Origin of the sequence: Gluconobacter sp. Dm-74 (assembly GCF_018256135.1) — a bacterium.
Lineage (GTDB): Bacteria > Pseudomonadota > Alphaproteobacteria > Acetobacterales > Acetobacteraceae > Gluconobacter > Gluconobacter cadivus.
The window spans coordinates 131,285-149,811 of record NZ_JAERLX010000005.1; the positions used below are offsets into that span (position 1 = coordinate 131,285).

At 59.6% G+C, this 18,527-nt stretch carries 17 protein-coding genes; 10 read left to right on the forward strand and 7 right to left on the reverse strand.

What is annotated here, in order from left to right:
* Window positions 1-86 precede the first annotated feature (86 nt).
* A complete protein-coding gene (locus JK208_RS09425) occupies window positions 87-437 on the forward strand; it encodes a zinc ribbon domain-containing protein YjdM (RefSeq protein WP_194268180.1) in 351 nt (116 codons plus the stop codon).
* Here the strand turns inward: JK208_RS09425 and JK208_RS09430 are convergent.
* Window positions 424-2,103 (reverse strand): SulP family inorganic anion transporter, encoded by a 1,680-nt coding sequence (locus JK208_RS09430; RefSeq protein WP_211575822.1) that lies wholly within the window; start codon window positions 2,101-2,103, stop codon window positions 424-426. The two genes, JK208_RS09425 and JK208_RS09430, sit on opposite strands and share 14 nt — an antisense overlap.
* Before the next feature lie 136 nt (window positions 2,104-2,239).
* On the opposite strand from JK208_RS09430, the gene JK208_RS09435 reads away from it, so the two are divergent.
* Together JK208_RS09435 and JK208_RS09440 are read left to right on the forward strand one after the other, a co-directional pair.
* Window positions 2,240-2,971 (forward strand): SDR family NAD(P)-dependent oxidoreductase, encoded by a 732-nt coding sequence (locus JK208_RS09435; RefSeq protein ID WP_211571338.1) that lies wholly within the window; start codon window positions 2,240-2,242, stop codon window positions 2,969-2,971.
* A 17-nt stretch (window positions 2,972-2,988) separates the two neighbouring features.
* Window positions 2,989-3,363: an ArsC family reductase gene (locus JK208_RS09440; RefSeq protein ID WP_099287016.1), complete on the forward strand. Its 375-nt coding sequence runs from the start codon at window positions 2,989-2,991 to the stop codon at window positions 3,361-3,363.
* Here JK208_RS09440 and JK208_RS09445 read toward each other — a convergent pair.
* Complete coding sequence (locus JK208_RS09445; protein ID WP_211575823.1) at window positions 3,338-4,243, reverse strand: helix-turn-helix domain-containing protein; 906 nt, start codon at window positions 4,241-4,243, stop codon at window positions 3,338-3,340. The two genes, JK208_RS09440 and JK208_RS09445, sit on opposite strands and share 26 nt — an antisense overlap.
* A 429-nt stretch (window positions 4,244-4,672) precedes the next feature.
* Between JK208_RS09445 and JK208_RS09450 the strand changes: the two genes are divergently transcribed.
* A complete protein-coding gene (locus JK208_RS09450; protein WP_211575824.1) occupies window positions 4,673-7,144 on the forward strand; it encodes a membrane-bound PQQ-dependent dehydrogenase, glucose/quinate/shikimate family in 2,472 nt (823 codons plus the stop codon).
* A gap of 78 nt (window positions 7,145-7,222) precedes the next feature.
* Window positions 7,223-8,113: a transporter gene (locus tag JK208_RS09455; RefSeq protein ID WP_194262516.1), complete on the forward strand. Its 891-nt coding sequence runs from the start codon at window positions 7,223-7,225 to the stop codon at window positions 8,111-8,113.
* A 3-nt stretch (window positions 8,114-8,116) separates the two neighbouring features.
* Here JK208_RS09455 and JK208_RS09460 read toward each other — a convergent pair whose 3' ends face one another.
* Window positions 8,117-9,592, reverse strand: a complete 1,476-nt coding sequence (locus JK208_RS09460) for an aminotransferase class V-fold PLP-dependent enzyme (RefSeq protein WP_211575826.1) — start codon at window positions 9,590-9,592, stop codon at window positions 8,117-8,119.
* Window positions 9,593-9,701: 109 nt separating this feature from the next.
* Between JK208_RS09460 and JK208_RS09465 the strand changes: the two genes are divergently transcribed.
* Window positions 9,702-10,163, forward strand: a complete 462-nt coding sequence (locus JK208_RS09465) for an Lrp/AsnC family transcriptional regulator (RefSeq protein WP_062031049.1) — start codon at window positions 9,702-9,704, stop codon at window positions 10,161-10,163.
* 37 nt (window positions 10,164-10,200) lie between these two features.
* On the forward strand, window positions 10,201-11,499 hold the full coding sequence (locus JK208_RS09470) for an amino acid permease (RefSeq protein WP_211575827.1): 1,299 nt from the start codon (window positions 10,201-10,203) through the stop codon (window positions 11,497-11,499).
* A gap of 4 nt (window positions 11,500-11,503) precedes the next feature.
* Here JK208_RS09470 and JK208_RS09475 read toward each other — a convergent pair whose 3' ends face one another.
* Window positions 11,504-12,607, reverse strand: coding sequence for a linear amide C-N hydrolase (locus JK208_RS09475; RefSeq protein WP_211575829.1), 1,104 nt, complete (start codon window positions 12,605-12,607; stop codon window positions 11,504-11,506).
* 139 nt (window positions 12,608-12,746) lie between these two features.
* Window positions 12,747-13,145, reverse strand: coding sequence for a DUF4186 domain-containing protein (locus JK208_RS09480; protein WP_211575831.1), 399 nt, complete (start codon window positions 13,143-13,145; stop codon window positions 12,747-12,749).
* A gap of 150 nt (window positions 13,146-13,295) precedes the next feature.
* Between JK208_RS09480 and JK208_RS09485 the strand changes: the two genes are divergently transcribed.
* A complete protein-coding gene (locus JK208_RS09485) occupies window positions 13,296-14,273 on the forward strand; it encodes an exodeoxyribonuclease VII large subunit (RefSeq protein ID WP_249202068.1) in 978 nt (325 codons plus the stop codon).
* A gap of 150 nt (window positions 14,274-14,423) precedes the next feature.
* On the opposite strand, the gene JK208_RS09490 is transcribed toward JK208_RS09485, so the two are convergent.
* The gene (locus JK208_RS09490; RefSeq protein ID WP_249202069.1) at window positions 14,424-14,957 is read right to left on the reverse strand and encodes a hypothetical protein; all 534 of its coding nucleotides are present in this window, start codon (window positions 14,955-14,957) and stop codon (window positions 14,424-14,426) included.
* A 106-nt stretch (window positions 14,958-15,063) separates the two neighbouring features.
* Here JK208_RS09490 and gap point away from each other — a divergent pair, with 106 nt between their 5' ends.
* Together gap and JK208_RS09500 are read left to right on the forward strand one after the other, a co-directional pair.
* The gene (gene gap / locus JK208_RS09495) at window positions 15,064-16,086 is read left to right on the forward strand and encodes a type I glyceraldehyde-3-phosphate dehydrogenase (protein WP_211575835.1); all 1,023 of its coding nucleotides are present in this window, start codon (window positions 15,064-15,066) and stop codon (window positions 16,084-16,086) included.
* Between the two features lie 3 nt (window positions 16,087-16,089).
* Window positions 16,090-17,304, forward strand: a complete 1,215-nt coding sequence (locus JK208_RS09500) for a phosphoglycerate kinase (RefSeq protein WP_211575837.1) — start codon at window positions 16,090-16,092, stop codon at window positions 17,302-17,304.
* Between the two features lie 110 nt (window positions 17,305-17,414).
* On the opposite strand, the gene rpoH is transcribed toward JK208_RS09500, so the two are convergent.
* Window positions 17,415-18,308 carry an RNA polymerase sigma factor RpoH gene (gene rpoH / locus JK208_RS09505; protein ID WP_194262523.1) on the reverse strand — a complete coding sequence of 298 codons (894 nt, stop codon included), beginning with the start codon at window positions 18,306-18,308 and terminating at the stop codon, window positions 17,415-17,417.
* Between the last annotated feature and the right edge of the window lie 219 nt (window positions 18,309-18,527).

Below are 18,527 nucleotides of genomic sequence, written 5' to 3' on the forward strand. Positions count from 1 at the left end.
CGAACAGGTTATGAAAACGGCCGATCCCCGTTTTGAAATACGGACTGCGTGCAGTAGTGTCCGGCCACAAACGAAAAAAGGTCATCATGGACAGCAATCTGAAATGCCCGGTCTGCGGGTGCGAACATGTTTATCCGGACGGCGCGCTGTGGATGTGCCCGGAATGTGCGCATGAGTGGAACCCGGCCGAGACGGGAGCGGAAAATGACGCGGCGTCTGGCGAGATCCGGGACGCCAACGGCAATGTTCTGGCGGATGGCGATACGGTTACGGTCATCAAGGATCTGAAGATCAAGGGCTCGTCCATGGTCGTCAAGGGCGGGACCAAGGTGAAGAACATCCGCCTGTCAGACGGCGGAGACGGGCACGATATCGCGTGCAAGATCGCCGGGATCGGGGCGATGAACCTGAAATCCGAGTTCGTCAGGAAGGCCTGACGGACGGCGCCGGGCCGTCCAGAATATCGTGGGCGGCTTTCAGCGCCGTATGCAGTTCCGGGTAGATATTCCCTGCCCCGAGGACAGGTGTGATGTGATGGCGGTCCATGTCTGAGCGCAGATAGACGCTCACCCGTCCGAAAATCAGTGTAATCCCGCGCTGCTGGAGTTGCGCAATCAGGTCCCGCAGGTCGGCGGCGGCGGAATAGTCGATGTCCGTGACTGGACTTGCGTCTAGGACGACACAGCGGACCGGGTGCGGCGCGTGGTCCACCAGAGCCAGAAGGTCCTGACGAAAGCGCGTCGAATTGGCGTAGAACAGATCCGCGCAGAACCGGAAGACGATGAGGCCCGGAGCCGTTTCCAGTCCGTTCTTCGCAGGCAGGGCTTCCAGAATTCCTGTGCCTGCGGCCTGTTGCAGGACTACCGTATGCGGCTCGTAGCTGTGCCGGACATGGCGAAACAGCGAGAGCGCGATGGCGAGGAAAATGCCTTCCTCAACACCAACTCCCACGACAACGGCGGCGGTCGTCATGGCCAGCCAGAACTCCCCCGGGCTTTCCTGCCGGATTGCGCACAGGCTTTTCAGGTCGATCATCCCGATGGCGACGGTAAAAACGATCCCGGCCAGAACGCAGCGGGGCAGGGCCTCCAGCGGGCGTGTCAGAAACAGCAGGACTATGAGCGTCACGCAGGCAAACGTCACCTGTGCGACCTGACTGCGCGCACCGGAATGTACCGCCATCGCGGTCTGGGTGGGGCTGCCATTGACGGTGAAGGTGCCGCTCAGACCTGCGGCGATATTGGCGGCGGACAGCCCCAGAAGATCGCGGTTCTCATCAACGGTTTCATGAAACCGCTCGCCGAAGACCCGGGACGTGGCGGCACTCTGTGCGATGATGACGAACACGCAGGACGCCGCCACGGGCAGGAGGGCCAAAAGTTCGTTCCATGCGACATCCGGCAGACCGAAATGCGGCAACCCGCCTGCGACACGGCCAAGGATGGGAACGCCATGATGCGGAAGGTTCAGCCCCATGCTCAGGGCGATGCTGCCGATAACGACACAAAGCCCGGCTGGCAGATGCGGGGCGAGGCGCTGTCCGGTCATGAGAACTCCGACCGTAAAAGCGGAAAGCCCGGCGACAACAAGGCTGGCCTGCGGGATCTGCCGAAGCGTGCCATACGCCTGAAGCAGCGGGTTATGCGCGCTGACGGACACGCCGAGCATGTCGTGTAGCATCGCGATGCAGACCTGCACGCCCACACCGGCCAGAAACCCGGTGAGAACGGTACGGGATAGGAAATCCGCCAGAAATCCCAGACGGAAGACCCGCGCCACAAGCAGGAGGGCTGCACAGAGCAGCGCTGTCATGCTGACGAGCGCCATGTAATGCGGGCTGCCCTGCGGCGCCATCTTGCCAATCGCGCTTGAGAAAATAGCCGCCGTTGCGGAATCGGCTGCGACAACCAGATGTCGGGAGGACCCAAAGGCTGCGAACGCCACAAGCGGCAGCAGGACCGTATAAAGTCCTGTAACGGCAGGCATGGCCGCAATGCGCGTATAGCCCAATACCTGCGGAATATTCACCGACGCCAGCGAGAGCCCCGCGATAATATCCGTCCATTTCCGGCGGGGGGCTGTGGGTTGGGGCTGTGCTGACATGAGACGTGTTTTAGGCCTGTGGTCCGGATCTGTCTTCACAATGTTCCGGGGGAGGTTGGGTCCGGCTCGAAAATGGCTCATGATCTGCCAGATCAAGGACGGATCTTTCGTCCAAGCAGCTAGAAGGAACAGGATCATGACCCAGAGAGTAGCGCTCGTTACAGGTGGATCACGCGGCATCGGTGCGGCCATTGCGCTGAAGCTGGCGCAGGATGGCTTCGATATCGCCATTACTTACGCCCGCAATGAAAAGGCCGCGCAGAAAGTCGTTTCCGAAGTTGAAGCCCTCGGGCGTCGTGCCGTTGCAGTGCAGGCCGATGGCGGCAGCGCGGACGGCAATATTGCGGCAATTACGAAGACGCATGAAGCGTTCGGGCGTCTGGACACGCTGGTGTGCAATGCAGGCATCTATCCCTACGGACCGATCGCGCAGATGAGCGTGACGCAGATCGAAGATGTCCTGAACCTCAACCTGCGCGCGGCGATGATCGAGACGGTTGAAGCTCTGAAATATATGACGACAGGTGGCCGCCTGATCTATATCGGCTCGGCTTTTGGCGAGCGGGCACCGTTTCAGGGTATTTCGCTCTATGCCGCGACGAAGGCTGGTCTGATCGGGTTTGCAAAGGGCGTGGCGCGGGATCTCGGACCGCAGGGCATTACGGCGAATGTCGTCGAGCCCGGCCCGATCGCAACCGATCTCAACCCCGAAGACGGTCAGGGTGCCGCTGTCATCCGCAGCTTCACGGCCACGGAATCCTACGGCAAGGTTAACGACATTGCCCGCACGGTGTCCTTCCTCGCCAGCCCCGATGCCTCTTACATCACTGGTGCATCCATTCTGGTGGATGGCGGCCTCGTCGCCTGAGACCGGAGACAGATTCCATGTCCGTCACGATCTACGGAATCCCCAACTGCGATACGATGCGCAAGGCTCGCTCATGGCTGGCCGAGCACGGTGTTGCGGCTACCTTCCATGATTATCGCAAAGACGGAGTTCCGCAGGCGCGCCTGGAGGGCTGGGTTGCGAAACTGGGTTGGGAAAAGCTCCTGAACCGCTCGGGAACGACGTTTCGCAAACTGCCGCCCGAGCTTCGGGAGGCTCTGGATACGGACCGGGCGCTGGCGCTCATGCTGGAACATCCCGCCATGATCCGGCGTCCTGTGCTGGAGGGGCCGGATGTGCTGCTGGTCGGGTTCCGACCCGATGACTACGCAAAGGCTTTGTCCGGTCCTAGTGATCCAGACCAAGCGCCTTGATTTTGCGGTGCAGTGTGGCGCGGCTCACGCCTAAAAGACGTGCGGCCGCGCTCACATTTCCACGGACTGTCCCAAGGGCGGAGCGGATCACCTGCGCCTCTGCCCGCCGGAAATTCGGCTCTTCTTGACTGTCGAGCAGAGGCAGGAGCGCCGGAAGGCCCGATAATTCGCCTTTCGGCCAGTTCATATGCTGGCGGCTGGCATGGGTGGCGCCACGGATATGCCCGTCCCGATCCAGCGCAACCAGCATGGCCGAAGACGATGTCGACGGCCCAAGCGTCAGGATCATGTCCTCCCGGAAACGGTCGTGAAACAGTTTCTCTTCGACGCGCCGGGCCGTTGTCTGGAGTGCATCCATCAGAAGCGGCGCGGCAGGCAGCACGTTCTCGGCCACGAAGGAACTGATGTCGATGGCCCCGGCGAGATCCCCAATGGAATTATAAACCGGCACGGCCATGCCGGTCAGTTTGCGGAAACACAGACGCCAGTGCTGGTCGTGAACGACCATGACCGGGCGTTCTTCGCGCAGACAGGTGCCGATCGCATTGGTCCCGGCATTCGCCTCATCCCAAACCGCGCCCGCCTGAAAACGCCACCGCCGGCAGCCGCTCAGATTGCTGCGCTGCGTGTGACGGGAGAGGACGACGCCGGTGGGGTCGGCCAGCATGACCGTAAAGTCCAGCGGATCAACCAGCGTATGCAGGCGCTGCATTTCCGGCAGTGCGCTCTGGATCAGCCGCTGCGTGCGGCCGCTGACAAAGCGTAGTTCGGGCTGGCTGAGCACCTGCGTTTCCCAGCGTTCGGACGGGTCCAGATTGTAGTTCGTGGAGCATCTTGTCCAGGAATCCGACAGACATGTCCGGGCAGTGGCAGCGGTCATCGCGCACCCCTCAGGGCAGGATAAGGCACCCGGTGCCGAAAACCTGTCGCAGTTCTGCGACAGGTGCGGCGCAGACAGTCACAATCGGGTGAGGGTGGAACCATACGGGATAGCCTGCGGCGGAGACATTCAGGAATGACGGGTTCTGGAAAAGGCGAAGCGTTGCGTATCGGGTGTGTTTCTTCGCAGGCCATCGGTAACGCAATACTCCTTTCTTTTCCGGTTCAGTGCTGTGGGTCGGAAGGGACACAGGCATGAAAGCCGGAGCTTTTGCAAGCGCCGGTCATTGCCGCTCCTGACGTACGAACAGAGCTGTCCCGTCCGTCACAGCCATGACGGAGCGCTAACGGTAACGCGTTCCGCCGATGATCAGGAAAAACAAATCATTTCAGAGAGAATGGTTTTCGTTTTTCGCAAGAACGAGGTGTCATGTCTGCTTCACTCCAGAGGGTAATGTCTCCATTAACCTCTATCCTGCTCGCAGTTGTCGGGCTTTTCCTGCTGGGAGGGGGAGGATATCTCCTCGTTCTCGGTGGTTCGTGGTTCTATGCCCTTATGGGGCTCGTGATGCTTGCTGCGGCGGGTGTCAGCTTCCGCAATCCGCTGCTGGGTGCGCGTCTGTATGCTGCGCTCCTGCTGGTGGCGACCATCTGGTCCGTGTTTGAAGTCGGGTTCGACATCTGGGGGCTGGAAGTCCGTCTCTTCACGCTTGTGGGGATCGCGGCCTGGATGCTGCTGCCATGGGTGTGGCGGACCGGTCAGAACTGGGTTTCGGACAAGCGCGAGCTTCTCGGTTCGGCCGTGATCGCAATGATTGCGATTATCGCAAGCTGCTTCACGTCCTACTCCATCAACGGCACGCTCCCGGCTGACCGTATGGCCGCGACCAACCAGTCCGACCTGACGGCCAAGGACACGCCCGACGCCGACTGGCCGGCTTATGGCCGTACTGTGGGTGGGGACCGCTACAGCCCGCTGGCCCAGATTACACCTGCGAATGTCAGCAACCTCAAACGCGCCTGGGTGACCCGTACGGGTGACGTTCAGAAGGCCGATGAAGGCGTTGTTGCAGGCCCCGATCAGGGCCACGAGTTCAACCTTGAAGTCACACCGATCAAGGTCGATGACACGCTCTATCTCTGCACGCCGCATAACTGGGTCATGGCGCTCGATGCCAAGACCGGCAAGGTGAAGTGGAAGTTCGATCCCAAGCCTGCTGCCGAAGATCTGGCTGCGAACGTCTATCTGGCCTGCCGTGGTGTGTCTTACTACAAGGCGCCGGACGACTATACGGCTCCGGACGGCTCCAAGGCCTGCCAGAAGCGCATTTTCTCCCCGGTTGGTGACGTCCGCCTGCTGGCTGTCGATGCTGAAACCGGCAAGCCCTGCGAAGATTTCGGCGAGCACGGCTTCATTTCCCTGCGCCAGTATCTCGGTCATGTGCCGCATGGCTTCCACTTCGTGACGTCTCCGCCGTTGGTGGTGAAGGATCGCGTGGTTCTGGGTGGTTGGATTTTCGACAATCAGGCGAATTTCGAGCCCTCCGGCGCAATCCGTGCGTTCAACCCGATCAACGGCGAGATCGAATGGGCGTGGGATGCCGGTCATAACCCGGAAAACTGGAAACCCGGCCCGAACGACGAGCTGACGCGTGACACCCCGAACGCATGGGGCGTTTACACAGCCGATCCGGAACTGGGTCTTCTGTACCTGCCGATGGGCAACTCGCCGCCGGACAACTGGGGTGGCTCGCGCCGTCCGTTCGACGATGCGACCTCCAGCGCCACGATTGCCCTCGATATCGAGACGGGTGAACGCCGGTGGACCTTCCAGACCGTGCATCACGATCTGTGGGACATGGATCTGGCCATCGGACCGTCCATGGTCGATCTGCCCGGCCCGAATGGTGAAAACATTCCGGCTCTGATCCAGAGCACGAAGCGCGGTGAGTTCTTCGTTCTGGACCGTCGCACTGGCAAGCCGGTTCCGGGCTATCCGGTCGAGGAACGTCCGGTTCCGACGACAGGTGTTGCATCGGACGATCACGTGACGCCGACGCAGCCTTTCGCTGTCGGTCTGCCGTCCCTGACGCCGCCGGACCTGAAGGAAAGCGACATGTGGGGCGCGACGCTGCTGGATCAGATGATCTGCCGCATCCAGTTCCGCCAGTCCGCTTACGAAGGTCAGTTCACGCCGCCGCATGTCGGCAAGACGACGATCGTCTATCCGGCATTCTATGGCGTGGTGGACTGGCAGGGCGCATCCATCGATCCGCAGCGTAAACTGCTGATCGCCAATGCGAGCTATCTGCCGTTCCGGATCCGTCTGGAAAAGCGTCAGAAGGCCGAAAACGCCGGTATTCTGCCGAAGTGGAATGGTCAGGGCGACAAACCGGAAGCCAAGGGCGATGCGCTGAGCGTTTCTCCCGACTACGGCACGCCCTACATCGCTTATACCAGCCCGTGGCTGAACCCGCTTCAGATCCCCTGCAAGGGACCGGTCTGGGGTACGATCACCGCCATCGATCTGGTGACGAAGAAAATCGTCTGGCAGCATCCCGTCGGCACCACGCGCGACACGGGTCCTTTCCGGACGCATAACAACCTTCCGCTTCCGACCGGCATGTACAACATCGGCGGCAGCGTCCTGACCAAGGGCGGCGTGTCCTTCATGGGAGCGACGGCCGACGATTACCTGCGCGGTTTCGACATGTCGAACGGCAAGGTCATCTGGCAGGACCGTCTGCCTGCTGGTGGACAGGCAACACCGATGTCCTATCAAATTGATGGGAAGCAGTATGTTGTGATCGCCGCAGGTGGTCATGGGGGCCTTGGCACCCGCAGCGGTGATTATATCATCGCCTATAGCCTGAATGGAGACCAGAGCGCCGCCGCGCACTGAGCCTCCGCTTACGGACGGAGCGTGTCCCCCTGAGGACACGCTCCACACTCCCGCTCAATCTCTATGGAAATTCACGTCATGCGTCGCAAATTCACGCTCGGAGTGCGTCTTGGTGCCCTGACCGCCTGGTTGCCTGCTGTTGCTCTTGTTCCGGGTTTTGCCGCTCATGGCGCGGATATTCCCTTGGCCATCATCGGCCCGCACGAATACGATCTGCCGGTGGATTTCAAGCCGTTCAACGTCGTCGTGCAGTACGGCGACGGAAATGCTGCCGGTTCAGTTTATGACAGCGGCGGCCAGCGCCGGGCTCATGGCGGCAGCCATACCTGGAGCGGCATGACGAAATACGTACATTTCCGTAGCTTCGACGCGATCCCGCATGTCAGCTTTGCCTTCGAGCTGATCCAGTCCGAGGCCTATACTTTGGCCAACGGGCAGAACTGGGGCGGTCTGGGGACGACGATCGTTGGCCCTGCAGCATGGTTCAAGCCCAATAAACACAGTACGCTCGGCATCCAGACCTTTATGGAAACCCCGTCAGGGACGCGGGATTCCATGGCGATGCATTACTGGGCGAACCTGTCGAGCATCATCTTCGACTACGAATGGAAGCATTTCAGCTTCGATGGCGATCTGGGCAGCGTCGTGAGTTCGACCAAACACCGCAATGGCGAGCACAGCTACTCGCCCGGCAACGTGTTTTACACGAACCTGCGTTTCAGCTGGAAAGCCACGTCACGTTTTGAGCCGTTCTTTTCGCTCGACTGGCAGAACAGCGGCGGCATGCACGACAACACATCCAATCTCTGGGTCGCCAATTCGAGCAGCCGCGAAACGGCGCTGGGCGTCGGTGCGATGTTTTACATCACCAAACGCCTGTCGTTCACGCCCCGTTACTCCCATTCGGTAGAGGGTCGGAACGTGCCGGAAACGAACGCCTATTACATGAAGATCGCCTATCTTTTCTGACCGTCAGGCCGCCGCCTTCGGCCGGAAACGTGCCGTGGTGATGTCGCAGTCATATTGTGCGGCGGTTTCGCAGGGATTGCTGGCGAGTTCGTTGACGGCCTCCAGAATACGTTCAACCTTGGCGTCATCCATCAGCACGCTGAAATTCAGACGTGTCCAGCCCGGCTTCTCGATTTCCTGACCAGACAGGATGGCACCACGGATCTGGCCGGACTCAGTCTCGTCGATCCCCAGAAGACGGTGCGCATACGGCCCCGCGCATGCACAGCCGCCCCGCACCTGAATGCCATAACGGTCCGACAGCATGCGCGTGAAAAGCTGTTGATGGATGAACACATTGTTCTTCACATCGCGGATCCGGAATGAAAAGATCGGAAGCGCAGCAGCGGTCGGGTGGCCCAGAATTTCGATGGCGGGATTGCTGCTCCAGGCTTTCACGGCCCGGGCGCGCAGTTCCGCATTGCGCTGCGCCATATAGGCGTCTCCGATGACATCCTTGACGATGAAGGCCAGCGCGGCACGGATGTCCCCGATCACGTTCGGCGTGCCGCTTTCCTCGCGGGACGCAAGATTGGCAGAATAGTCGTGGTTCCACGGCGAGACGAACCGTACGGTGCCGCCGCCCGGAAGAACGGGCAATGTGCGCGAGACTGCGGCGTTGCGCACAATCAGAATGCCAGAAGCCGCAGGGCCACCGATGAATTTGTGGCAGGAAACGACAACTGCATCTTTCTCGAATGGCGTTCCGGGCTGCATGTCGATCGGGCAGTACGGTCCGGCTCCGGCATAATCCCAGATCGACAGGGCACCATTTTTCTTGAGCAGGGCGGTGACGGCGTTCACATCCGTCAGAATGCCCGTGACGTTGGAGGCGGCCGAGAACGAGCCGATTTTCAGACGGTCCGCCGGGCAGGATTTCAAGGCCTCTTCCAGAATAGACAGGTCGGGCCCGCCTTCGGCTGCCTCAGGAATTTCGACGATCTCCGCCCCGCTCTCGCGCCAGGGCAGGATGTTGGAATGGTGCTCGTAAGGGCCGATAAAGACGATCGGCCGCTTTCCTGCATCACACAGAGCCGGAATCTCCAGCAGATGCACCAGACGGTTTAGCCCTGCCGTCGCGCCATTCCCCATAAAAATGGTTGTAAAATCGGAGGAGGGAGCGTGGCAGAGCTGCGAGATGGTCGCGCGGGCGCTGTTGCGCAGCCGCGTCATGTAGGCGCCGCAGAAGGAGGCTTCGGTGTGGCTGTTGGCGTAGAAGGGCAGGATCTCGTCCATGATGAACGTCTCGATCTGCTTCAGCGCACGTCCGGAGGCAACATAATCGGCGTAGAGCAGGGATTGCGTGCCGAACGGCGTCGAGAACTTCGCACCATCACCGATCACGCCGTTGGCGAGCGCTGCCAGCCCGTTGCTGCGCAATGTCTGCTCGAACTGTTCAAGAATGGCGGTGCTGTTGTCGAGATTGCCGATCGTTTTCATGGCGCGATGTTTTCCCCTGCGTGATAGAGAAACGATAGACCGACCAAACACGCGAAAACTGCTTCTTTTTTGAGGATAAAAAATCCTTTTTGTGGTCATATGATGCGATATGGCCAGAAAACTCGATCAGACAGACAGGGCGATCCTGAGAATCCTGCAAAAACAGGGTACCCCCTCCCAACGTGAACTCGCCGAGAAGGTCGGGTTGTCGCAGAATGCCTGCTGGCGGCGGCTGAATGCCCTGCGTGAGGATGGTGTGATCGCTCACGATACGGTCCGCCTCAATGCGACTGCGCTGGGCCTGACGCTAACGGTGTTCGTGCTGATGCGAACGCGTCACCATTCCCGCGAATGGTTCGAGACATTCCGTAAGGTTGTCGGTTCGATCCCGAACATAGTTGATTTTTATCGGATCGCGGGCGAATACGATTATCTTCTGAAGGTGGTGGCCTGTGACATGAACGATTTCGATCGTGTGTATCAGCAGATCATCAGCAAGGTGGAACTCGATGCCATCACGTCCTACATGACCATGGAAACCCTGGCGGACAACAGGGATCTTCCGGTCTGAAACGCCCATCCCGTCCACAGCAGGAAGTCTTTTGTCCATGAGCCAGCCCGACCAGCTTGCCCACAGTCTGCGTACGCGCCATGTCGTCATGATCGCCCTCGGGGGGGTGATCGGTGCAGGATATTTCATCGGGGCGTCCGCGGCACTCTCGCTGGGTGGCCCTGCGGTCCTGCTCTCTTATGCGCTGGCCGGAACGCTGGTGTTTCTGGTCAATCTGATGATGCGCGATCTGGCGCTGAAAGTGCCGGGGAGAGCCTCATTTCTGGGCCAGATCCAGTATGCGCTTGGGGAGCGGGCAGCCTTTGTCGCGGGCTGGGCGTACTGGCTGACATGGATCATTGCGATTGCCGTAGAGGTCATCGCGGTCGCGACAATGCTCGCTCCCTATATTCCGCTGCCTTATGCCGTCATTGAGGTGCTTATCATGGCCCTGATGACAGGCGTGAACCTCATGTCTGTCAAAGGGTACGGGGAATTCGAATATTGGTTCTCGGCCATCAAGGTTCTGGCGATTGTCTGCTTCATCGGCATCGGCGTCTGGGCGCTGCTGAGTCGCCCTATTCCGGTGCATGAAAACCTGTTCGCGCATGGCGGTCTTTTGCCGCATGGCTGGCTGGCACTGCTGGCAGTCATTCCGACCATCCTGTTCTCCATGGGCGGCAGCGAGATTTCCACCGTCGCAGCCGTTGAATCCGACAATACGGAGCAGAATATCGTCCGCGCCACGCGCTCCATCGCGCTGCGGATCGGCGGGTTCTATATCGTCTCGATCGCGCTGGTCCTTTGTCTGGTGCCGTGGAGCGATGTGGTGTCAGGTTATTCGCCATTCCTGCTGGTGCTGCACCGCCTGCACGTGCCGTTCGCGGACATGGCGCTTGCTCTTGTGGTCATGACGGCGGCGCTGTCCAGCCTCAATTCCGGGATCTATGTGACGTCACGGATTTTGTACGAACTGGCGGAATCCGAGTCTGCTCCAAGATTGTTCCTGACGGTGGATGCCTCCACGAAACTCCCCCGCCGGGCCATTCTGGTGAGTGCGCTGGCCTCCATTCTCGTCGCAGCGGTGGCCGTTCTGTCGCCAACGCTGATTTTCGGGCTGCTCGTCAGTCTGACGGGCGGGTTTATGGTGTTCAACAATACCATGATCGTGGCTGGCCGTCTGAAACTCGTGCGGGAGTCTGCGTGGAGGGCCTATGCAGCGCTGGTGCTGATTGCCTGCACGCTGGTCGCCATGCTGATCCAGCCTGAAACGCGCTCACAGATTATTCTCGGGGCAGGCGCGCTCCTGCTGATCTTCGCCGCAGAACGGTTCGTTCCACGGCGTCAGCCGGACTGATGACTTAGTAAGGTACCGCCAGATCCCGGTCGTTGATTTTTTCAAAGACCGGTTTTGGCGTGTCGTGAAACGTCTGGAGTGAGAATTTCCGGTAACTGATATCCTTATATCCCCGGACGAACATCACTCCGTTGCTCAGGTCAGAGAGTGCCGTCCAGACGGTGTATTCAGAGACCGTTTTGCCGGCTTCCTTCTGTGTTTCGCCGCCAAGCGTATCGGTAGTAATGTTCTTCATGCGATCGAACCGGTTCATGATATGCGCCAGAATATTGACTGCATCCCCCGATGACTGGGACACGGGTGCATAGCTGGTGTAGTAAACGCCGCGAATGAAACGCCCGACAGAGGTGTCTGAGGATGGCAGATCCGAGGCCGCAATCCCGCTATCCGGCTGGACGACCTTAATGTTCCCCAGAACGGCCGCAGATCTGTCCTGATTGGTTAGTTGCGTATAATTATTCAGGTTCTGAAGATGCCACGGAAAATCCGGCCCGTTTGTCATGACTTTTGTCGGGTTGTCATAGACATGGAATTTTCCATTAAGCGTTTCGACGACGATGCTTCCGCCGTTTTTATCGTAAAATGCAAAATGAAAAGGCGATTTCACACCGCCCAGTCTGGCTAGAACGGGAGACCAGAAATGCCCATTGTCCACGGCCTTTCGGACGTCCTCCACGGTGGCGAAATTGGCCAGTGCCCATTCCCCGAGCGATGTTACAGGAATGGATTCCCGGTAGTCTGATTCCGCAAGTGGAGTGAGGGTGGCGTCAGGCACCATGTTGGCGCTGAAAGACAGCCCCGCCCCATTCATACCCTCAAGCATGTTGTGGTCGTCGCCGTCATCATAGACAGGCGTGGTAATCGCCAGAATGGGATAGAGAGACTTGTAATGCGCTCCGGCACTGCCGTTCGGCGCTTTTTTCTGGAACGCCGTTTGTGCTGGATAAAAAGTCACCCATGACGGCAGATCTTCAGGAAGCTCCAATGTGCGTCCATGAAAAACATGGCCTTTGTTATCTGTAATCGCCAGGCTTGAGCAGGCCTGTCCGATTGCAGGAAATAAAAGGACAGAGGACAGCATCATACTGGAAAGAGACGTTATTTTCATTGGGTTGGTCCTGAAAATCGTATTTGATAATTTTTGCGTGGATAATTCAGAATTTTCTATCTTCACTAAAGACGAAATATTTATCAGGAAGTTTCTTAACTTGGAGTAAAGTCACATTATGAGCCATGGGATGGGACTGCTAGAATAACGCTCCCTGTGCCGGGCTTCCGGGGATGCTCGCCCCAAAATCCCGCTCGATCCAGCATTTGAGCACAAGCAGGATCTGTTTCTGCTGTTCTGATGTCAGTGGTTTGCCCGGCTCCATGTCGTGCCATTTCGACAGACAACTGCGGCAACAGGCTCCCGTCGCATGCTGGGCGATGAAGACCGGATGACCGCGCATGGGGGTTTGTTTTCCGTCGCGCGGTGGATGTGCCGGAGCGAGGCGTTCGGCGATGAACGTTGCCCCATGCTCCATGACCGCATCAAGGCCCCGGCTTTCCAGATAGAGTCGGGCCTGATCGTCCAGATGAAAGCGTGAGCGGAAACGGGATCGGGCGAGGCGTTCGAAGAGATCTTCGGGGTCAAAACGGCTCACTGATCCACAACCTTCTGAAAAACAGGCAAAAAATCGCGTGAGAGGACGCAAGCCCCCTGTAAGAACATTTGTTCTTTCTCCATATGGTGATGAATGGACGCTTTTCCGAGACGCTCCCGCTCATCTTCCGGGGCAGGAGACACCACAACATTGACGGTTCTTTCTCCGCTACAGGTGCAGGACCTGTTCTCTGCGCGGCTGGAAGAAATCTGTGCGGCTTTTGATGACTGGGGTTTTCCGCTGATCGTGGCGGGGCAGCTTGGCGATGCCGCGCCCAATTCCTATCCTAAATATTACCAGCTTCCGCTGACCGATCCGCAGTTCGGGACCGCCCTGTCGCTGGAGGTGCAGAAATCCGTTCTGGCGCGGGCGGGTGTCGGGCCTGGCGATTATGTCCATGTGACTGGCATGCTGCGGGCCCGCCAATATCGGGGGCAGATTGTGCTGCGTTTTGAAGCAGTTGCCGTTGAACTTCACGATCCCGCGCGGCAAAAGGTCGAGCGTGCCGAACGCTCCGTACTCGACGTTCTGCGCGGACTGCCCTGCACATCGCATCCTTATCCAACACGACCCGAGGCGCGTCTCCTGCTGATCCATTCAGCGGCCTCAAGTGCATTGGTAGCGGAAGACTTTCTTCAGGCGCTCGGCGGAGCGTGGCGTCCGGAACGTGTCAGAAGCCTGCCCACGGCCATGAACGATCCCGGCCGTCTGGCGGAAGCGATTGGCACCTGTCGCGAAGAGATCGTTGTCCTGATCCGCGGCGGCGGGGATGCCTCGGATTTCGTGGTGTTTGAAAGCCCACAGGTGATGGAAGCACTGGCGGTCTGTCCGGCGCATCGCGTTCTGGGTGTGGGACATACGGCCAACCGGACGCTCGCCGAGCGTGTTGTGGATCATGCTGCCACAACGCCTGCCGATGCTGGGCACTATATCCGGCGTATGAGTGGCCGGATCTGGCAGGAGCAGGAAGAAGCCCGCGCGCAACAGGAAGAAATGGCCGCACTTCGAGACAGCGTGGCGCTGAATATTGCGCCGGAACGAGCACCGATCGGAACTCGTCTGCGGAATGGGTTGATCCTGCTTGCGATCGGTCTGGTGCTGGGGCTGCTGCTGACGCGGCTACTCTGACCTGTCAGGCTGTCGTGAGTTTCGTTGTGATCAATCAGACCACACGCGATGTGTCCGCGAAATAATTATCCTTGGCGCCGAACCTGAAAAAGTACGGCGCTGAGACACTGCATTTCGGCAATTCGTGGTGTGTTCTGTCGTTTGTGGCCTTCAGCGAACATCCACACGGACGAACGGTTTTGTGGCCGACGGATCAGTCATGGCGTGCATTTCGATCTGGATGGACTGGGCACCGGCTTTTTCAATATGGGCTGCCACACCCGCTGCCAGATGATCGGTCACGTCCGTCAGAGCCTGTGCCTGCGCGTCCGGATTGGGCTGGGGCGGTGCGAAAGCCTGCACGGTGAACAGGACGTTTGCCTTGCGCGACAGAGCCGCTTTTGCCGCACGTTCGACGATGGGGCCGTATTCGGATTCCGGTGTGCCGTTTGGAATCGACAGGAACGCAGCATGCGGCGGGGGAGCCGGGGGTGCGGGCGGAATATAGGGGTGTGGAGGTTTGCCCGCGTTCGGATTGAACGTGCGCTGGTCCAGCAGTTTGCACCCTGACAGCAGGGGCGCGGCCAGAAGCAGCCCCCACATCAGGAGTGCGGAGTGCGGAACAAAGCCCCGCTGCGAACGGAAATGTCGGACGAATGGTGCCATATCGCGCGGAACCGTCGCAGGAACGGAGGGTTTGAGCAAGATTATAGAGTCAACTTCATGAAAAACTGTTGATGCCCCCTGTCGCTCTGCTGTGGCGGTGCTATGGAGGATGCCCGAGTTTTCAAAAAACGGAGTAGGGCAGGTCATGGCTGTAAAAATCGCGATCAACGGTTTCGGACGGATCGGACGGCTGGTGCTGCGTGGCATCATCGAGAGCGGTCGTACGGATGTCGAGGTTGTCGCCATCAACGATCTGGGTTCCGTCGAGGCCAACGCGCATCTTCTGGCTTATGACAGCACGCATGGCCGCCTTCCGGGTACGGTCCGTGCCGAGGGTAACAGCCTGATCATCGAAGCGAATGGCCGCACCTACGGTCCTATCAAGGTCTCGGCCGAGCGTAACCCGGCACAGGTTCCGTTTCAGGGCGTCGACGTGGCGATGGAATGTACGGGTCTGTTCACGTCCCGCGAAAAGGCCGCTGCCCTGCTTGAAGCCGGTGCGAAGCGCGTCGTCATTTCCGCTCCGGCTACAGATGTCGATGCGACGATCGTGTTCGGCGTGAACAACGACGTTCTGACGCCCGACATGAAGATCATCTCCAACGCGTCCTGCACCACGAACTGCCTTGCACCCGTGGCCTCCGTTCTGGACAAGGCCTTCGGGGTCGAGTGCGGCTACATGGTCACGATCCACTCCTACACGGGCGACCAGCGCACGGTGGATACCCTCCACAAGGATCCGCGCCGCGCCCGCGCCGCAGCCCTGAACATGATCCCGACCTCCACGGGTGCAGCCAAGGCTGTCGGTCTGGTTCTGCCGCATCTGAAGGGCAAGCTGGACGGAACTTCCATTCGCGTTCCGACGCCGAATGTTTCGGTCGTCTCGCTGGATTTCGTCCCGACGCGCGCTCCGGCTTCTGCCGAGGCCGTCAACGAAGCCATTCGTGCCGCTTCGCTCGAAGGCTCCCTGAAGGGGATCCTTGAGTACAACACGGCGCCGCTCGTCAGCTCCGACTTCAACCATGACAAGGCGTCGTCGATCTTCGATGCGACGCAGACGGTCCTGGTCGATGGTGGCAAGCTGGTGCGCGTCTGCTCCTGGTACGACAACGAGTGGGGCTTCTCCAACCGTATGGCCGACACGGCTGCCCTGTTCGGGAGCCTGTGAGTGATGGCCTTCCGCACCCTTGATGGTGTGGACGCACGCGGCAAGCGCGTGCTGGTCCGCGCCGACCTCAACGTCCCGATGCATGATGGCGTCATCACCGATGACACCCGCCTGCAACGGGTTGCGCCCACGATCCGCGAACTGGCCGACAAAGGCGCGCGCGTCGTGGTGTTCAGCCATTTCGATCGCCCCAAGGGGCAGGTCGTCCCGGCTCTGTCGCTGCGTCCGATCGCGCTAAAGCTCGGCCAGATCCTCGGCCAGCCGGTCGGCTTTGTCGCCGAATGCGTCGGTCCGACCGTGGAAGCCGCAGTCGGCGGGATGGCGGACGGGGACATCATCGTTCTCGAAAACACGCGCTTTCATGCGGGTGAAGAGGCCAATGACCCGGCCTTCGCCAAGGCTCTGGCACAGAATGGCGACATCTTCGTCAATGATGCGTTCTCGGCTGCACACCGTGCCCATGCCTCGACCGAAGGCGTGGCGCACGACCTGCCGTCTTTTGCCGGGCGTTTGATGCAGGCGGAGCTGAGCGCGCTGTCGGCTGCTCTGGAGAACCCGGAGCGCCCTGTTGGTGCGATCATTGGCGGCTCCAAGATCTCGACGAAGCTCGATCTGATCGGGAACGTCATCGAGAAGGTGGACACGCTGTTCATCACAGGGGCGATGGCCAACACGTTCCTCGCGGCTGAAGGCATGAATGTGGGCAAGTCCCTGCAGGAAGCCGACATGCACGAGACAGCGCGCAAGATTGCCCACCTCGCGCAGGAAAAGGGCTGCGAGATCATCCTGCCCGTCGATGCGGTTGTGGCGCGCGAGTTCAAGGCCAATGTCCCGACCGAGACCTGCCTGATTGGCGAAATCCCGGACGATGCCATGATCCTTGATGCCGGTCCACGTACGGTTGAGTTGATTCGTGAGCGTCTGGACACGCTCAAAACGCTGGTCTGGAACGGTCCGCTGGGGGCGTTTGAGATCGCGCCTTTCGACAAGGCGACCGTCGATGTCGCGCAGTATGCCGCGCAGCTTACCGAAGAGGGCAAGCTCAAGACGATCGCTGGTGGCGGCGATACGGTCTCGGCCCTGCGTCATGCAGGCGTCGTGGACAAGATGACCTATGTTTCCACGGCTGGCGGGGCTTTCCTCGAATGGCTGGAAGGTAAAATTCTTCCGGGGATCGAGGTCCTTCGTTCCGCAGGCCACGATCTGGGGCTCACCTGAACGAAAGCCGGGGAGGGCAACCTTCCCGGCTTTTTTTATTCAGAAGTCAGCCTGTCATAAAAAAAAGCCCGTCGGAATATCCCAACGGGCTTTTTTCGTGATCTGTCGTTTCAGGCCTGAAGGCCGTTTTCGCGGCGGCGCAGTTCCACTTCCGCAGCCATGGCTTTCTGGAGCTTCTCCATGGCACGCGCTTCGATCTGACGGATACGCTCGCGCGAGACGTTATAATGATGGGAAAGATCTTCCAGCGTGGAAGGCTCTTCCTTCAGGCGACGCTCGCTCAGGATATGGCGCTCACGCTCGTTCAGCGTCATCATGGCCTGATCCAGAAGCGCCTTGCGGCCCGTGAACTCTTCAGAAGCAGCATAGGTCTGCTCCTGATTGTCGTGGTCGTCCACGAGCCAGTCCTGCCATTCGCCTTCGCCATCAATGCGGAGCGGTGCGTTCAGACTGTGATCCGGTGCGGCCAGACGCTGGTTCATGGACATGACGTCCTGTTCCGGCACACCCAGAGTGGTCGCGATGGAGTTGACCTGCTCTGGCTTCAGATCGCCGTCGTCAATCGCCTGCATCTGTCCTTTCAGACGACGCAGGTTGAAGAACAGCTTCTTCTGTGAGGCGGTCGTACCGATTTTCACCAGAGACCAGCTATGCAGGATGTATTCCTGCATGGCGGCGCGGATCCACCACATGGCGTAGGTGGCAAGGCGGAAACCACGCTCCGGATCGAACCGGCGCACGGCCTGCATCATGCCGATATTGCCCTCGCTGATGAGTTCGTTCACCGGCAGGCCATAGCCACGATAACCCATGGCGATTTTGGCAACGAGGCGCAGATGGGACGTGACGAGGCGGTGTGCCGCGCTTGTATCCTCGTTCTTGCGCCACTGGCGGGAGAGATCGAGCTCTTCCTGCGGGGTCAGCAGGGGGAACTTGCGGATTTCCTGAAGATAGCGGGTGAGGTTGTTCTCTGGACCCACTGAAATGACGGCTGGGGATGCCATGGTCTTCGACTCCTTTCGCCCGGGGCTTAACCCGCATCCGGATGAGATGGAGACTCATACGGACCGGCGACGGGATAGTTCCGTCTGACCCAGGTGACGCATTGGGAAGGACTTTCACGTCCCCGACCGTCAGCCCCCGGACTGGGCGACCTCTGGCGGTACGATCCGTTCCGGCGGCGCGTCAGCTCGTCGGATGAGTTATTTATGACAGGCTCAGCC

Coding starts and splice junctions, on each gene's coding strand:
- JK208_RS09470 (WP_211575827.1), top strand. CDS start 10,201: ATGAGCCAGCCCGACCAGCTTGCCCACAGTCTGCGTACGCGCCATGTC.
- gap (WP_211575835.1), top strand. CDS start 15,064: ATGGCTGTAAAAATCGCGATCAACGGTTTCGGACGGATCGGACGGCTG.
- JK208_RS09455 (WP_194262516.1), top strand. CDS start 7,223: ATGCGTCGCAAATTCACGCTCGGAGTGCGTCTTGGTGCCCTGACCGCC.
- JK208_RS09460 (WP_211575826.1), bottom strand. CDS start 9,592: ATGAAAACGATCGGCAATCTCGACAACAGCACCGCCATTCTTGAACAG.
- JK208_RS09435 (WP_211571338.1), top strand. CDS start 2,240: ATGACCCAGAGAGTAGCGCTCGTTACAGGTGGATCACGCGGCATCGGT.
- JK208_RS09465 (WP_062031049.1), top strand. CDS start 9,702: ATGGCCAGAAAACTCGATCAGACAGACAGGGCGATCCTGAGAATCCTG.
- JK208_RS09500 (WP_211575837.1), top strand. CDS start 16,090: ATGGCCTTCCGCACCCTTGATGGTGTGGACGCACGCGGCAAGCGCGTG.
- JK208_RS09425 (WP_194268180.1), top strand. CDS start 87: ATGGACAGCAATCTGAAATGCCCGGTCTGCGGGTGCGAACATGTTTAT.
- JK208_RS09440 (WP_099287016.1), top strand. CDS start 2,989: ATGTCCGTCACGATCTACGGAATCCCCAACTGCGATACGATGCGCAAG.
- rpoH (WP_194262523.1), bottom strand. CDS start 18,308: ATGGCATCCCCAGCCGTCATTTCAGTGGGTCCAGAGAACAACCTCACC.
- JK208_RS09475 (WP_211575829.1), bottom strand. CDS start 12,607: ATGAAAATAACGTCTCTTTCCAGTATGATGCTGTCCTCTGTCCTTTTA.
- JK208_RS09445 (WP_211575823.1), bottom strand. CDS start 4,243: ATGACCGCTGCCACTGCCCGGACATGTCTGTCGGATTCCTGGACAAGA.
- JK208_RS09450 (WP_211575824.1), top strand. CDS start 4,673: ATGTCTGCTTCACTCCAGAGGGTAATGTCTCCATTAACCTCTATCCTG.
- JK208_RS09430 (WP_211575822.1), bottom strand. CDS start 2,103: ATGTCAGCACAGCCCCAACCCACAGCCCCCCGCCGGAAATGGACGGAT.